General features: G+C 37.1%; 10 protein-coding genes. 3 read left to right on the plus strand and 7 right to left on the minus strand.

What is annotated here, in order from left to right; genetic code table 11:
• Positions 1-202 precede the first annotated feature (202 nt).
• The 5 genes from H7U22_RS06855 to H7U22_RS06875 form a co-directional block, all read right to left on the minus strand.
• Positions 203-2,788 (minus strand): phosphoenolpyruvate carboxylase, encoded by a 2,586-nt coding sequence (locus tag H7U22_RS06855; RefSeq protein ID WP_187070610.1) that lies wholly within the window; start codon positions 2,786-2,788, stop codon positions 203-205.
• A 514-nt stretch (positions 2,789-3,302) separates the two neighbouring features.
• Positions 3,303-4,850, minus strand: coding sequence for a DHA2 family efflux MFS transporter permease subunit (locus H7U22_RS06860; protein WP_187070611.1), 1,548 nt, complete (start codon positions 4,848-4,850; stop codon positions 3,303-3,305).
• 8 nt (positions 4,851-4,858) lie between these two features.
• On the minus strand, positions 4,859-5,896 hold the full coding sequence (locus H7U22_RS06865; RefSeq protein WP_187070612.1) for an HlyD family secretion protein: 1,038 nt from the start codon (positions 5,894-5,896) through the stop codon (positions 4,859-4,861).
• Positions 5,897-5,904: 8 nt separating this feature from the next.
• Entirely contained in the window at positions 5,905-7,224 is a 1,320-nt protein-coding gene (locus H7U22_RS06870; RefSeq protein ID WP_187070613.1) for a TolC family protein, read from the minus strand.
• Positions 7,221-7,847 carry a TetR/AcrR family transcriptional regulator gene (locus H7U22_RS06875; protein WP_187070614.1) on the minus strand — a complete coding sequence of 209 codons (627 nt, stop codon included), beginning with the start codon at positions 7,845-7,847 and terminating at the stop codon, positions 7,221-7,223. The genes H7U22_RS06870 and H7U22_RS06875 overlap by 4 nt, the downstream gene beginning before the upstream one ends.
• 115 nt (positions 7,848-7,962) lie before the next feature.
• On the opposite strand from H7U22_RS06875, the gene H7U22_RS06880 reads away from it, so the two are divergent.
• The 3 genes from H7U22_RS06880 to H7U22_RS06890 all read left to right on the plus strand — a co-directional run bounded on the left by H7U22_RS06880 (position 7,963) and on the right by H7U22_RS06890 (position 11,348).
• Entirely contained in the window at positions 7,963-10,473 is a 2,511-nt protein-coding gene (locus H7U22_RS06880; protein ID WP_187070615.1) for a glycoside hydrolase family 9 protein, read from the plus strand.
• 63 nt (positions 10,474-10,536) lie between these two features.
• Positions 10,537-10,722, plus strand: coding sequence for a hypothetical protein (locus H7U22_RS06885; protein ID WP_187070616.1), 186 nt, complete (start codon positions 10,537-10,539; stop codon positions 10,720-10,722).
• A gap of 56 nt (positions 10,723-10,778) precedes the next feature.
• Positions 10,779-11,348: a DUF2911 domain-containing protein gene (locus H7U22_RS06890; RefSeq protein WP_187070617.1), complete on the plus strand. Its 570-nt coding sequence runs from the start codon at positions 10,779-10,781 to the stop codon at positions 11,346-11,348.
• Between the two features lie 34 nt (positions 11,349-11,382).
• Here the strand turns inward: H7U22_RS06890 and H7U22_RS06895 are convergent, their stop codons facing one another.
• Both H7U22_RS06895 and H7U22_RS06900 read right to left on the minus strand, forming a co-directional pair.
• Positions 11,383-13,758, minus strand: a complete 2,376-nt coding sequence (locus tag H7U22_RS06895; protein ID WP_187070618.1) for a phosphocholine-specific phospholipase C — start codon at positions 13,756-13,758, stop codon at positions 11,383-11,385.
• A gap of 128 nt (positions 13,759-13,886) precedes the next feature.
• Positions 13,887-15,389 carry a glycerophosphodiester phosphodiesterase family protein gene (locus H7U22_RS06900; protein ID WP_187070619.1) on the minus strand — a complete coding sequence of 501 codons (1,503 nt, stop codon included), beginning with the start codon at positions 15,387-15,389 and terminating at the stop codon, positions 13,887-13,889.
• Positions 15,390-15,829 lie beyond the last annotated feature (440 nt).

Here is a 15,829-nt window from a genome sequence, read left to right on the forward strand (position 1 = left end):
GAACACCTGAGTTTCTCTCACAAGCCATTAAATCCCTCTCTTCAAGGAGAGGGACAGCATAACACTAGCCAAAGCAAAAACTTTAACAGGGTGAGGTAAAAATTAATTGCAAAATTTAATTTGGTAACTCTTCCTGAATTCTGACTTTTGATACAGACCTTGGTGTATAATTTAAAATAATCTGCGAATCTGAGGCCAAACCTTAAGCCAAATTCCTTCCTGCGTTTACAATTCCGAAAACCGTTCTCACCGCCAATTTTTCTAAAGCGTGCTGATCTTTTTCGTTTTGATCGTGCTGAAGTTTTTCTAAAGCAAAATGTTGAATCAATACCAACGGTAAAATAATTCTTTCACGTGTAGCGATAGATTTTTTATCAACAGGATAATTCGCCATCAAGGTTGGCTGTCCAGAGAGTTTTAACAGCATCTCCTTCGTTAATTCGAATTCATCGTGTAGTTGAGTCCAAAAAGCACCAAACTCTTTATCGCTAGCTAAATGAGCGGTAATTACAAAGTCTGATTTGCTCATACTCATCATACAATTATCAACGATGGTTTTTAAATAATCGGAATCTTCGTAAACCTTAACAACTTTGTCCCAATTGCCTGCCTTTTCTTGTGTACTTAAAGCCGTTCCCATGCCATAGAAACCCGGAACGTTCTGCTTTAACATACTCCAAGCCGTAACAAAGCTAATGGCCCTTAAGTCCTCTAATTTCATTTCGCCACCACCATTTCTTTTAACCGGGCGACTGCTAATATTTGCTTGAGATAACAGCTTGAGTGGAGATAATTTTTCGAGGTAACTTACAAAAAGTGGATGCTCCCGTAAATCGACAAAAGCCTTATAACTTTCTTCAGCCATCTCATCAAGCAAAGCTTTATTATCAGGATCTAAAAGGATGTTATGTTTTTCTTTTAGTCCTGAGGTTAGCCCTGCATTAATAAGTTGCTCTATATTAAATTCGGCACTTTCTATTGAGCCATATTGAGAACTGATGGTTTGCCCCTGAACGGTTAATTGCATATTTTTATTTGCAATCTCTTTACCCATAGAAGCATAGAAACGATGTGTTTTACCTCCTCCACGAGCAGGTGGCCCACCACGACCATCGAAAAACGCCAATTGAATATTATGTTTCGCAGCAACGGCCGTTAATGATGTTTTACCATTAAAAATAGACCAGTTTGCCATTAAATAACCGCCGTCTTTTGTACTGTCGGAATAACCAAGCATAATATCCTGCTTATTTCCACGGCTAGCCAAATGCGCTTTGTAAAAAGGATTACTGTAAAGAATATCCATAATCGCCGCAGCGCCTTTTAAATCGTTAACAGTTTCAAAAAGCGGAACAAAATCTATCGTTAACGCTTCTTTGCTCCAGCCATTCCAAAGGAAAAGTTCGATAAGTTGAAGAATATCACTCGCCTGTTGGCAATTACTGATAATGAACCTGTGGCAAGCTTTTTCTCCGTTACGTTTTTGAATTCCTTTAATCTCTTTTATAACTTCAATAGTATCTTTTGTTAAAGAATCTGCTTCGGTTGCGTAAACGATTGTAGCCTCTTTAAAGGAAATTAATTTCAGTTTTTCGGCCTCAGAAAGTTTATCATAATCTGCCGGATATAAAGAAGAGATTGGTTTATTCTGACGGCAATACTCATGTACGCTTCTCAAAACTCGACTGTCTTGACGAATATCAAGCGAAGCAAAATAATTTCCATATAAATCAACCTTACGGATTAAATCGTTAACTAAATCCACAAATAAACCATCGTGCTCGGCCAATAATGTATCTTTTATCTTATTAAGGTTTTCCCTTAATTCATCAGAAATATCATGTAATTCGCAAGTTTGATCGAAGGCATTTTTATAAAGTACATCATGCAAAAGCGCAATGTTTTCTTCTACTCCTCTAAAAGTGATGCGGCGTTTTATTACTCTAAAATCACGATAGTAACAACGAAATAAAATTTGACGCAACATTTTAGAAACCTCCAAAGTGGTATCCGAGTGAATGTTCGGATTTCCATCTCTATCGCCACCCGGCCAAAAGCCCAATTCTAAAATCTTTTTGGTTTCAAGGTTATATTCATCTAAATTCTGATCAATCTCTTCTTGAATATTAGCCGCAGCGAAATAAAATGTGTTTTCTAAAAACCAAGCTAAGTTTAAAGCTTCATCAACAGGTGTTGGCGATTTTTTATTAAAGAAAGGCGTTTTACCCAGTTGCTGTAAAAGGGAATTCATCGAGGTGATGTCGTTATCTCTAATTGCCTTGGTTAAATCGGTAATGATTGCAAGCACACTTCCGGGATAAAATTGGGTTGGGTGAGCCGTTAAAACCAAACGTAAAGAAAGTTCATCAATCAGTTTCTCAATTTTCGCTAACATTGGTTTATTATCGGCATTCTTTTTTAAGATGAAAGCAAGCGTACTTTGCTCATCTGTAGTATTTAACTTGGTAAAAGAAGCATCTTCCACGGCATCAAAAAGCACAACTTGGCGCTCTATATATTGAATGAAACGGAACAATAAATCAACAATATCCTTGCGCTCTTTATAGCTTGTGTACTTAGCAAAAAACTCCTCAATAATTTGAGCTGGCTTCTGTCCGTTTGCAATCCCTTCTTCGCAACTTTTAAAGAATAATGGCAACAATGTACCTGTATCCTTTATCTTATAAAATGGAAGCGTTAAAAAAAGACTATTAAACAGTTCGAATTTTGAGATGACCTCATTATTAAAAATAGATTCTCGTTGAGTTGTTAAACGAAGTTTAGGCATGGCTTAAGCAATAGTTTTGTATAGCGTAATACTACAAAAAATGCGTAAGCTATTAAAATTCTAGGCCGTACAATTTGGAAAATTGTAGAATATATTTTATTTTTAAAATCTTATTTGGGTATTCGATACTTGAATAAGAACATATGCAATGTTTAAGGGCATTGTATAGATTGTTAATTTTTTGGGTTAAAACAGCCGATGTAATAAAATACACCGGCTGTTTTTATTTGGCCCCTCCTAAATCCTCCTAAAAGGAGGACTTTACAGCAGGATTATGTTTTTGTAGGGTAGGTTTTGGCTTTGTTTGGATGCTAAATCAGTGTTGCTTTACCTCTCCCTTTGAATGGTGATGGTTAAACTCTCTATTGTGCATCCCTCTCCTTGAAGAGAGGGAAACAAAGGATTGTGGTTTGAACCTATTGGGTTTAGATGTACTGCCCTTCCAAACCCTCTCTTCTGGAGAGGGCGGATACAGGCCAAGCCTACTTACAAACTTTAACAGGGTGAGGCCGTTTTAATGAGCATCCGTTACAATATTTGCATTTTTCTTAAACTTCTGCAGATACAACAAAGGTATTGAGAACAACATAATCAATCCCGCAACCCAATAAGCATCGTTATAAGTAAGCAACATGGTTTGTTTAATTACCGATCCTTCAATCGCTTTCATTGCCATAAGTCTTGCATCAATAAATGACGAGCCTTTAGCCATAAAATTGTGGATTAATCCGTTTAACTTTCCAGTAAACGCAGGATTGTATTCATTTATATTGCTTAACAAATTACTTCTATGGAAGCCTGCTCTTATGTGGATCAATGTAGTTAATGCCGCGATTCCGAAAGATCCGCCTAATTGTCTACTCATATTGTTTAATCCAGAGCCTTGTCCAATTTCTGGTCCAGATAAATCTTGCATTGCCAAAGTAGTTAGTGGCACGAAGAGCAAAGCCATTCCAAATCCTCTAATAACCAACGGCCAGAAGAAATCTCCTGTACCAGAAGCAAGCGTTGATTTACTCAGCATCCAACAGAAAACGAAGAATAAAAACATCCCTCCTGTTGCCATAAATTGCGCTGGAACACCTTTTTTAAGCATAATACCGATAAAAGGCATCATGGAGATTGTACAAATACCACCGGCGATAAAGAGCTTTCCTGTTTGTAAGGGCGTAAAACCTAAAAGATTTTGCGCAAAAACGGGGAAGACAAAGACCGAACCATATAATCCAAACCCTAGGATAAAGGAAGTAAACATCCCGATAGAGAAACTTCGCTTCTTCATAATCTTAAGATTAACAATTGGGTGATCGGTACTGGTTTCTCGCCAGATAAACAATAGCAATCCAAAAATCGAGGCTACAGCTAAAGCAGTGATGTATGGTGTTGAAAACCAATCTTCGCTTTCGCCTTTCTCTAATAAGGTTTGCAAACTACCAACAGCAATTGCCAATAATCCAATGCCCCACCAATCTACCGGTTTACCTTGCCCATCCTTGGGCGTCTCTCGAATAAAGGTTATCGTACAGTACGCGGCGAGGATTCCCACGGGAATATTTACGTAAAAGATCCAAGGCCAATCGGCTATCTCTAAAATATAACCACCAATCGTTGGTCCAACAGTAGGCCCAACAACAGCTCCTAAACCGAATAAAGCCGTAGCTATACCCACATCTTCACGTGGCCAAGTTTCTATAAGAATGGCTTGAGCGGTAGAAATTAATCCCCCGCCGGCTAATCCCTGTAAAATCCTAAATAAAATTAGTTCGTTTAATGAAGTTGCATTACCGCATAAAAATGAAACCAGCGTAAATACGATAATGGAAGTTAAGAAGTAATTTTTACGCCCGAAACGACTCCCCAACCATCCCGACATTGGTAGGATGATTACGTTCGCGACGGCATAACCTGTGGACAACCAGGCAACATCCTCTAAGGTTGCGCCAAGGTTTCCCTGTATTTGTGGAATTGCTACGTTTACAATGGTTGTATCAATCAGCTCCAATAACGAAGCTGTGATTACCGTAAACGTAATAATCCATTTTTTAAAACCTACTTCGGCCATTTTAAATATTAGTTAGTAGAAACGGAAGCTTTAACGCTCATTCCTGGGCGTAGTTTAGCAAGCATTTCTTTTGATGGATGAATTTTGATTTTTACTGGAATACGTTGAACAACTTTAACGAAGTTACCAGTTGCATTATCTGGAGGCAATAAAGATCCTTTAGCGCCGGTAATTGGAGAGAAATTGTAAACTTCTCCTTGAATTTTTTCTTCAGGATAAGCATCAACTTCGATCTCTACTTTAGAACCAGATTTGATTTTCTCTAACTGAGTTTCTTTAAAGTTTGCTGTTACGTAAATGCTTCCATCGTTTACTACAGAGAATAAAGATTGCCCAGCTTGCACCAGTTGTCCTTTTTGAACATTCTTTTTAGAAACGATCCCTGTTGCAGGTGCTTTAATGTCTGTGTAAGACAATTGAAGTTTAGCAAAATCGATATCGCTTTGGCGTTGGCTAATTACATTGCTACTTACCGCTAATTGCGATTGAGTTGTTCCAACTTGCTTAACTGCCGCTGTGTATTGATCTTGAGCTGCCTGATAAGCCGCTTGCGCCGATTCTAATGTAGCCTTAGCTTGATCAAAAGCTTGTTGCGTAATCGAACCATCTTTTACCAAGTTTGCATAACGAGCGTAATCCTTGTTGGCTAAATTTAACTTAACTTTTGCTGCCGCTACATTAGCCTTAGCTGTACTTGTATTTGCTTGCGTTGCGATAATTTGAGACTGAGCAACCCCAACACCAGCACTTGCTCCTTTTTGACCAGATTGAGCTTGTTCCAACTTTACTTTGTAGTCATTATCATCTAGCTTAACCAAAATCTGCCCTTCAGTTACACGTGTATTTTCTTCAAAATTAATATCCTTTACATAACCACCAACACGAGCAACTACCGGACTGATATCGCCATCAATCTGGGCATCATCCGTATCTACGTGTTTGCTATAATAATTCCATTCGGTAACCCCGAAGATTATTCCTATTACTAGTAAAACACCTAAAATGATGGGTACTACTATGTTCTTTTTTTTCTTTTCAGTTGTCATTGCTGTATTTATTGCGTTATTTTTCCTGTTGATTTTAGTAATGTATAGTAAGCCAAACCTGCATCTGCCTTTGCTATTTCTAAGTTTATTTTTGCTTGGTATAATAATGTTTCGGCGTCGATACGATCTGTAACCGAAGCCACATTATTTTTGTATTTCGATGCCAATAATTTATCATTCTCTGTTGCCTGTGCAATTGAGGTTTCTAAAACCTGAATCTTATTTACAGCAACCTGGTAATTTTGATAGTTCCTATTAATATCTGTTTTAACCTGATCAGATAAAATGTCTTTCTGAATGGTAATTTCGCTCTGCTGAATTTTTGCTTCGCTTACTTTATTTCTGTTCGACCAAAGGCTTGCGATGTTCCATGAAACCGTAGCGCCTAATGTAATCGGCATTAAATATTGGTTTACTGGCGGAATGAAACTGCCACTTGGGTTGATATAATATAAATTTGCACCAACACCAACAGTAGGTAAAGTATTTGCTTTGATTGTTTTGATATTGTAATCGGCAACTTTATTTTGCACATCAAGTTGTTTCAATTCTTGGCGATTTGCCATGGCTTGTGCGATGTAATCGTTAAGTGCGCCCGGTGCTTTTAAGCCACCATTCGGATCAGAAATTTTAACTTCAGTATCTTCTGGTAAGCCCAACAAAATATCTAAGTTATAATTGATGATTTTGCGATTGTTCTCGATATCCATCTGCGTTAGCGTAACATTTGCCTGTTGCAATTGGAAACGCAAAACATCATTTTTGGTAACAATGCCTTGTTCGAAAAAACGCTGAGCCTGTTTAATTTGAGCTGCGATCGATTCTAAATTTTGATCAACAACTTTTCTGCTCTGCGCTACTTTATATAAGGCATAATAAGTGTTAATTACTGCATAAGTAATTTCCTCCTTACTTTTATCGGCATCTAAACGGGCAACATCTGCCAATAACTTGGTCGATTCTTTTGCATATTTCAATTTTCCACCGCCGTAAACAAGTTCTTGTACGGCCGCAGTTCCTACAAAAGCATCAGCTCTTTTAGGCAGTTGCAAAGAAGAACCTCCACCGGGTAAAGTAAAAGTGCTGGTTGGAATTTCTGCATGATTGTACAAAAAACTTGCGTTTGCTGTTGGCAACACATTGTCTTTTACAACCTCTAGCTTGGCTACGGCCTGATCTATTTTGTTCTGAGATAATTTTAAGTTTTTACTATTGGCTATGCCAAGTTCAATTGCTTGGTTAATGTTTAATTCCTTCGTACTCTGTGCAAATAAAGCCGCTGGAATTAATGATGCCGCAAGCATTAATCTAATTGATTTGGGTATCATTTTTTTGTTGTTAAATAAACGGTTGTTAGATCTTTTAAGTGATTGATTGCTCGTTCCTTAATAATTTTTTTGTCTTTCGGATTGTTTAAATCGAAGTTTGAGCAGGGCATAACCTTGTTCGGTGCAATTACGATATTGGTAATGGTGCCCATAATAGTCGCAATAACCATCCTTACATCAACTTTGTTAAAACTGCCATCCTCGATACCATCTGTAATAATGCGATCGATAAGCAACATGTTGTGGCTCATCGCATCCTTAATTTTATCGTACATTTCGGGTCTCTGACTTAAAGAAAGTTCCCTGTGCATCATTTTATGAAAAGCTGGGTTTGCAAGGATTCTATTCACATACCCTTCTATTACCCGATGTAGTTTTTCTAATGATGAAATTTTATCTTCGTTAATGATTTTTAATTGAGAAGCAAAACCAGCAATACGCTCATTCATAATCTCTACAAAAACACCTTCCTTAGATCCGAAATAGTAATTTATCATTGCCATATTCGCTCCAGATTCTCTCGCAATCTGCCGAGTAGAAGTTCCTTCGTACCCAGTTAAGCAAAACAGCTTTTCGGCTGCCTCGATTATGGCTTGTCTTTTATCTATCTTTTCTGTTTTCATTTCTTTTTGATGGCACAAAATTAATCAATCGTTTGATTAAATTCCAAATGTTTTTGTACTTCTTTTACATTTCCTTGATAAAACCCTAATTTTATACGTATTAATCTCCTAAAAAATGAAAATCAGATTCTTTTTAACCTTCGTTTTTTTGCTTTTTATAATAAGCCTTACTTCTTTTAAAGAAATTAATAAGTCAAATCAGCAGAGTTGGATAAGAATTAATCTGTTGGGATATCCGCCATTAGCATCAAAAGTTGCAGTTTGGGTAAGTAAGGAAGAAGAAATTCCATCACTTTTCGAAATTATCGAAAAAGATGGCGGTAAAGTAGTTTACACTTCATCAAATATTAAAAACTTTGGCGCTTATGGTCCGTTTCGCCACACAGCACGCCTAAGCTTTTCTGACTTTAATCAAAAAGGAAGTTTTTTTATTCGGGCAAATGGTATTTTATCCCCGCTCATTTTAATTAACAACCATGTTTACGATGGTGCCGCCGATTTCTGTTTGCGCTATATGCGCCAGCAAAGAAGTGGCTTTAATCCTTATCTAAAAGATAGTTGCCATACTCATGATGGTTTCGTTTTATATGGAAATAAAGCTGGAATAAAAGATAGTACACATTTCGAGGCTTCTGGAGGCTGGCACGACGCGAGCGATTACTTGCAATATTCTACAACCTCGGCAAATGCAACCTACCATTTACTGATGGCTTATAGAGATTTCCCCGAAGTTTTCGGAGATGAAAAGCAGGCTAACGGTTTAGATGGCAAAAACGGGAGAGCAGATGTTTTAGATGAAGCAAAATGGGGTTTAGACTGGTTATTAAAAATGCATCCTAAAAAGAATATTATGTTTAATCAATTGGCCGATGATCGTGATCACATCTCTATGCGGATTCCAAAAGAGGACAATCAATATGGAAAGGGTTTCGAGCGTCCGCTCTATTTTATAACAGGAGAACCACAACAAAGAGGAAAGTTTTTGAACAATACAACGGGCACAAGTTCTACCGCAGCCAAATTTAGTAGTGCTTTTAATTTAGGCGCATTTCTATTTAAAAAGCGAGATCCAAATTATGCCGAAATACTCAACGCAAAAGCCTTATCATCTTACAATTTTGCATTGAAAAAGCCTGGCGTTACACAGACAGCATCGGTAAAATCTCCTTATATCTATGCCGAAGACAATTGGGTTGATGATATGGAACTTGCAGAAACAGCTTTCAATTTTAATAGAAATAAACCAGATCCAAATCGGTTAAAAAATGCGTCATATTATGCCAATCTGGAGAAAATCACTCCATGGATGCTACGCGATACCGCTTCTCATTATCAATATTATCCGTTTATTAACTTAGGCCATTACGAATTGGCTAAACAAACTGGAGAAGAAAGTTTAAGCATCGATTATTACAAAGAAGGGATTAAACAGGTTTGGGGGCGAGCAAAAAACAATGCTTTTTATCGGGGCATCCCCTTTATTTGGTGCAGTAATAATTTGACTGTTGCTTTTGCTATTCAATGTAACTGGTACTCAAAATTAAGTGGCGATAAAACCTTTTCTGAACTTGAACAAGCCAACTTCGACTGGATTTTTGGTTGCAATCCTTGGGGAACAAGTATGGTCTATGGATTGCCGAGCTATGGTGATACGCCAACCGATCCGCATTCGGCATTTACACATTTAAAAAATTATCCTATTGACGGGGGTTTGGTTGATGGCCCAGTGTACACGAAAATTTACAAAAACTTAATCGGAATTAAACTAGCGGATAGTGACGAATATGCAGATTTTCAAAGTGATTTAGCTGTATACCATGATGATTATGAAGATTATAGCACCAACGAACCCACTATGGATGGAACTGCATCTTTGGTTTATTTACTAGCAGGCAAAGAAGCTGCAGCAAAAGGAGATGAGAACAAAACTTATACTTTGGGTGCCATTACCCGTGGCGATTCTACCAAAAAGAAAATTGCCTTGGTTTTTACAGGCGATGAATTTGGTGATGGTGGTGAAATAATATCCAAAACACTGCATGATGAAAATATTGAAGCCTCGTTTTTTTTGACCGGAAATTTCTATCGAAACCCTAATTTTAAACCTTTGGTTAATAGGTTAAAAAAAGATGGTCATTATCTAGGCCCTCATTCTGATAAACATCTTTTGTATTGTGATTGGAATAAGCGAGATAGTTTATTAGTTACCAAATCTCAATTCGACGCTGATTTAAAATCAAATTATCAAGCAATGGCTTCTTTGGGAATAAATAAACCCGAAGCTAAGTTTTTTCTTCCGCCATACGAATGGTATAACAAAAGCATTTCCGATTGGACAAATGAACAACATTTAAATATAATCAATTTTACACCTGGTACAAGATCAAATGCAGATTACACCTACCCCGAATTGGGGAAAAGTTTCCGCAAAAGTGATGAAATCTATCAATCGATAATAACGTATAATGAATCAAAAGCCGAGGGTTTAAATGGATTTATATTATTACTTCATATTGGTACCGATCCTAGAAGAACAGATAAGTTTTATCTTAAATTGCATAAACTGATTCGTTATCTTAAAAAAAACCATTACGAATTAGTAAGAATTAACAATTTATTAGAATAATGAACGGATATCACAAATTAAAATTTAAAATAAATATTAACTTTGCCTCAAATATTTGAAAACATGAGTGTACAAAAAAATAGCAACAATAACTTTAACTGGCTTTATTACGCATTGGGTTTAGCATTTGGGATTTTAACTGCAGTGGTTATTACACAAAGCTATATTTATGCAATTTTAGGTGGAGTGTTCGGTTTATTAAGCGCAGGCTTATTTTTAAATGCCCTAGTTAAAGGCAGAAAATACTAATACCTAACCATTTTAAGAGGTTATCCCCTCTTTACAATATTACTAATCTACCATAGATGAAGAATATATTTATTCTTGTTTTCGCTCTATTGTGTCTTGGCGCAAAAGCTCAGGAAAACTCCGCAGCAGAAATTAAATTTCCTGTTACAGATCCTAGCCCTGCGGATATTGTTTATTATCCGCTAAATGCACCGAAAGTTAAGGCAGATGATGCAACTAAACCGATCATCAAAATAATTTATTCTCGTCCGCAGAAAAAGGGGCGTGAAATTTTTGGTGTGTTAGAGCAGTATGATAAAGTTTGGCGTTTTGGTGCTAATGAAAGTACGGAGGTTAGATTCTTCCAAAAAGTAACCATTGGTGGCAAAAAAATTAAAGCTGGCACGTATAGTTTGTTTGCCATTCCTAATAAAGATAAATGGACCATCATTGTAAATAGCCAAACCGATAGATGGGGCGCTTTTACTTATGATCAATCAAAAGATCTCGTTCGGGTAGAAGTTCCCGTTAAAACTTTGGCAAAATCAATCGAATATTTCTCGCTTACATTCACTCCAAAAGAAACAGGTGCAAATTTGATTATTGGTTGGGATAAAACACAGGTTGAATTGCCGATCGGTTTTTAAAACAATCGTCATTGCGATGTGCTTAAATTGCATTCTAAGCCAATACATTTCCCATAAAAGGATCTGTAATTGTAATTTCTCCTGTTTCTATTTTCCCAGCAAAGCGATGATTGAAAACGGCATTACCAACTTGGCCTACGCTGAAATCGTACCAATTCCCATTTTTAATCGTATTTAATGCTATCGTTGTGCTCGACTTTGGTTTTATGCTGATTCTCTGTACTCCTGATTTATAAGCATTATCCGTTATCTGCAAAGCGAGAACAATCGATGATTTATTTTCAATTTCAAAGATTAAGTTTCCACTTAATTTTTTGGTTACCAATCCTTTCTGTTCTGGATAAACTTTTATCGAAAGATTCGGATTTGATTTATTTCCTTTAAAATGGCGATGGAAACCATTTGGACCTGTAATTGCCAAATCATAAATGCCATTGTCAAAATCATCCAGACTGATTTTATCCGTTAGGCTGGCTCCTGCCTTAACCGCATACGCCCAAATTTTACCATTTACGCCTTTATATTTTGAAGGTGTGCTCATGTTAAAAGGAGCGCCAACAGTTTCTGTTTCGTTCCCAAATAACGTTTTAACAGATTGAAAAGTCAATTCTAGTTCGTTGTTTTTCAGCACAGAATCTACCAACAAATGATAAGGCAATGCACAGGCAGGCTTTGAGCCTCTTTCTTGTTTCGGCATATGTGCCGATGTTTCCAAGGAAAAAGATTGTTGCTTGTTTATTTTTGAAACTTCCGTTTGGTTTAATGCCGTTGGGCCAACTTGTGCCGGTTTATTCTTGGCGTTTTCTATGCTCGTTACTACGCCCTCTTTTGTAAGTGGAGTTGGCGATTTAATTTCTTCACCATTATACGCCCTAAATACTGACGTTAAATCTCCAGAAACTGCACGCCTCCAATCGCTTATGTTATTGCTTTTAACTTGTTTGCCTGTTTTTTTATTGAGCCATTTCTCCATAAACATAAGTGAAGAAGTATGATCAAAAACCTGCCCATTTACAAAACCTCCCTTACTCCAAGGCGAAGCAATTATTAATGGAACACGGTAACCCAACCCAATTGGGCTAGCTTTTTTTCCTTCAAAATCTGTTGCGTAATTTATCCCAGGAGAAACTTTTCCTGTTGATGGATCTTCAGGATTCGGCACTACAAATGGTGGCTGATGATCGAAATAACCATCATTTTCATCATAGGTTAAAACGAAGATCGTCTTTTTCCAAACTTCGGGGTTTTTAGTTAAAATATCCAAAGCTTCTGATACATACCAGGTTCCATAAAGCGGGGAACTTGTGTGGTCAGAAAATCTTTGTGGCGCAACTAGCCAAGAAACCGTTGGAAGTTTCCCTTCATCTACATCTTTTCTAAACTGATAGAAAATATCTCCTTTTGGAATGTTTACAGTTTCAGGTTTTCCTTCATCATTGGTAAAAGTAAATGGAGCAAGCTCTAAATAATCCTTTTGGTTAATGTTGGTTTGAAAGGCTTTATCAATTAAATTTTTTTCTTTTTGAGAAAGTTTATCATACTTCGCCTGAACTTCTTTTGCGCTCAAAGCTGGCTTAACGGTATTGTCGCCATTTTTTCTAAAATAAGCCGAGAGCTTTACATTGTGTCTCGAAATATATTCAACGGGATTATCGCCATAATTACCCAACCAGTCATCTATTTCACCTTCGGGAAGTTTGGATGTCCACAGTTCATTCTGATAAATGCGCCAATCTATTCCATTATCCTCTAACGTTTCCTGAAAAGTTGGCCAATCTACAAAAACATTGTTCTGCGATTCTGCCTGATCATTATTTACAACGGCAACTTTGTTTTCACTTCGCTCGCCCCTAACGGTTCCGGTAAAAAAGAATAGCCTATTAGGTGTAGTTCCAGTTAGCGAAGAGCAGAAATGCTGATCGCAAATGGTAAATGCATCTGCCAAAGCATAATAAAATGGAATATCGTTGCGGTTATAATGCGCCAGCGTCATCGGAGATTTGGAGGGAATCCATTTATCGTATTTACCTCCATTTCTTGCCGCCAATTGATCATTCCACGAATGAGGCAAACCACCCTGCCAGGTTATTTTTGTTTTATTAATATCTACGTGGAAAGGCGCATAAGTATATCCTTGATTATCTTTTTGCAGCCAAACCTTATTCCCATCTGGCTGGATGTGTGGATGCGGATCGTTAAATCCTCTTACACCTTTCATATTGCCAAACATATGATCAAAAGATCTGTTCTCTTGCATTAAAAACACAATGTGTTCGGCATCATAAAAAGTACTCCCGAGTTCGGGGTTGATAGACATGGCTTTAAGTACCGAGCTGGGTAAAGCATTTGCCATCCCTGTAGCACCAGCAAATAGAGCCGCCTTTTTTAGAAATTCTCTACGTGAGTCCATAATTTATTCAAAATAGCTTAGATACTGCAATTTAGGCAAAGCAACTCGAATAAGAAAAATGTATTAAGATTGATGGAAATTTACCTTTTAGTTTAAAGTTTGGCTAATTCACCGAACAATTTAACGTTTTACTTTTGATAAACCCTTACATAATCCACTTTCATGGTAGCCGGAAAAATAGATTCATCTACTCCTTTCTTTCCGCCCCAGCCACCACCGACAGCGATATTCAAAATCATGTGGAAATTCTGATCAAATGGCCAATCTGGACTTCCCTTTTTCGTGTTTTTAAAGGTTAAATATTTTTGATCATCAACAAAGAAATCCATATGGTCTTCAAACCATTCTATTGCATAAACGTGGTAAGCCGTGTAAGGATTAATTTTTACCCCTTTCCCAACTTGAGTGTGAATAACGTGATTAAATTTTTCTGTGTGCACGGTTCCATAAACGCTATCAGGCTCGTAACCTACGTGCTCCATAATATCTATTTCTCCACTTTTTGGCCAGTCGCCGTATTTCCAATCGGTTGGTAAAGCCCAAATTGCAGGCCATAAACCTCTTCCCTTTGGTAAAATAGCGCTCACTTCTACTCTTCCGTATTTAAAATCGAATTTGTTTTTGCTTACCAATCGAGCTGATGTATAATGATTTTTATCCTGATCTGCCTTTACCGCAGTTATATTTAAATTGCCTTTTTTAACCTTGGCATTGGTAGAATCTGCATCTGTGTAATATTGAAGTTCGTTATTTCCCCAGCCATTCCCACCAACATCGTACGACCAATTTTTACTCAATGGTAAACCCGCATCGTTAAATTCATCTGCCCATTTTAGTTTCCATCCTTGTGCAACAGGAGTCTTTTTCAGCTCCTCAAAAGTTAACTCTGGCTCGTTTGTGGTAATATAATCCACATTATGTGCCAAAAGCCATTGAATTTCCGTAATGCTATTAACCGTCCAAGCGTTTACGGTTAGCCCTAATTTTTGGGCATTTTCAATCCAACCATCTTTTTGATAAACGCTATAATGATAATCTACTCCAGTTAATTTATCCGCTTTCAATTGCTCGGCACTTACCTCGCCCTTTAAATAAGCAACCTTTGCCATGGGCAGAAGCGCTAAAACACGTTTACAATAATCGTAATCAAAGCTGATGTACTCTACCCAATCAACCACTTTAAGTTTCTGCACCATTTCAATGCACTTATTTGTTACCTCAATTCCTCTTTCCTTGCTAATTAAAGATGGTTTTATTTCCAATATCAGTTTGGTGGTTTTTTGTTTTTTTCCTTCGAATAAATAAGCCTCAAGTGTTGGAATTTTTTCGCCATTACTCATTGTTTTGGTCAAAAGTTCTTCATACTTAACTTTTTCTATCGTTAAACCTTGAAATTCAGGATCGTGATTAATGACCAAAACGTTATCGGCCGTCATCCAAACATCAAACTCAGATCCATAACAGCCCAACTTTACGGCCTCGTTTAAAGAAGCAATAGAATTTTGAGGAAAATTATTTTTTTTCCATGCGCCACGATGGGCAATTACCTGATTTTTATTCCAGTTAAATTTTTGAGCAAAAGAAGCAGAAAAAACAAAGATCATTAAGCTAAAAATAAGTACTCGTTTCATATTTGGGTTTGATTATACAAAAAATCAAAAGTAGATTTTTATAAGAACACTCCCTTTAAATCTATGTAACCTTTGTATTAATTTACAACAAGATAAATAATTTTAAATTAATCTATAATGCGTCGTTGGCTGAAGCCAAACGGCAATGAAGAAAACCACCCCTTGCCCCTCCTTGAAAATAATGAGGGGAGTTGGTCGGTGCAATTTTTAAATTTGTTCAGCTATTTTAGGAGGTGGATTTAACCTGCAAGCCAATAAACTACTCCCCTCCTAATTTAGGAGGGGCCAGGGGCGGTTATTTTGTCAAAAGCATCAATCTTTATTAAACAAACCCGATTGTAGCGGAAACCAAAAGCCTTTTCTGCTTTTGTTGTAGCAAAAAGCGGGGCTGAAAACCGCCATGAAAAACAGAGCTTTCATTTTCAAATTACAAATAATTT

It is taken from the genome of Pedobacter fastidiosus (genome assembly GCF_014306625.1).
GTDB classification, from domain to species: Bacteria; Bacteroidota; Bacteroidia; order Sphingobacteriales; family Sphingobacteriaceae; genus Pedobacter; species Pedobacter fastidiosus.

What these genes read in the sequence shown, in the direction of transcription:
- H7U22_RS06885 (WP_187070616.1), top strand. Translation starts at nt 10,537, where the DNA reads ATGAGTGTACAAAAAAATAGCAACAATAACTTTAACTGGCTTTATTAC.
- H7U22_RS06895 (WP_187070618.1), bottom strand. Translation starts at nt 13,758, where the DNA reads ATGGACTCACGTAGAGAATTTCTAAAAAAGGCGGCTCTATTTGCTGGT.
- H7U22_RS06870 (WP_187070613.1), bottom strand. Translation starts at nt 7,224, where the DNA reads ATGATACCCAAATCAATTAGATTAATGCTTGCGGCATCATTAATTCCA.
- H7U22_RS06855 (WP_187070610.1), bottom strand. Translation starts at nt 2,788, where the DNA reads ATGCCTAAACTTCGTTTAACAACTCAACGAGAATCTATTTTTAATAAT.
- H7U22_RS06890 (WP_187070617.1), top strand. Translation starts at nt 10,779, where the DNA reads ATGAAGAATATATTTATTCTTGTTTTCGCTCTATTGTGTCTTGGCGCA.
- H7U22_RS06860 (WP_187070611.1), bottom strand. Translation starts at nt 4,850, where the DNA reads ATGGCCGAAGTAGGTTTTAAAAAATGGATTATTACGTTTACGGTAATC.
- H7U22_RS06875 (WP_187070614.1), bottom strand. Translation starts at nt 7,847, where the DNA reads ATGAAAACAGAAAAGATAGATAAAAGACAAGCCATAATCGAGGCAGCC.
- H7U22_RS06880 (WP_187070615.1), top strand. Translation starts at nt 7,963, where the DNA reads ATGAAAATCAGATTCTTTTTAACCTTCGTTTTTTTGCTTTTTATAATA.
- H7U22_RS06865 (WP_187070612.1), bottom strand. Translation starts at nt 5,896, where the DNA reads ATGACAACTGAAAAGAAAAAAAAGAACATAGTAGTACCCATCATTTTA.
- H7U22_RS06900 (WP_187070619.1), bottom strand. Translation starts at nt 15,389, where the DNA reads ATGAAACGAGTACTTATTTTTAGCTTAATGATCTTTGTTTTTTCTGCT.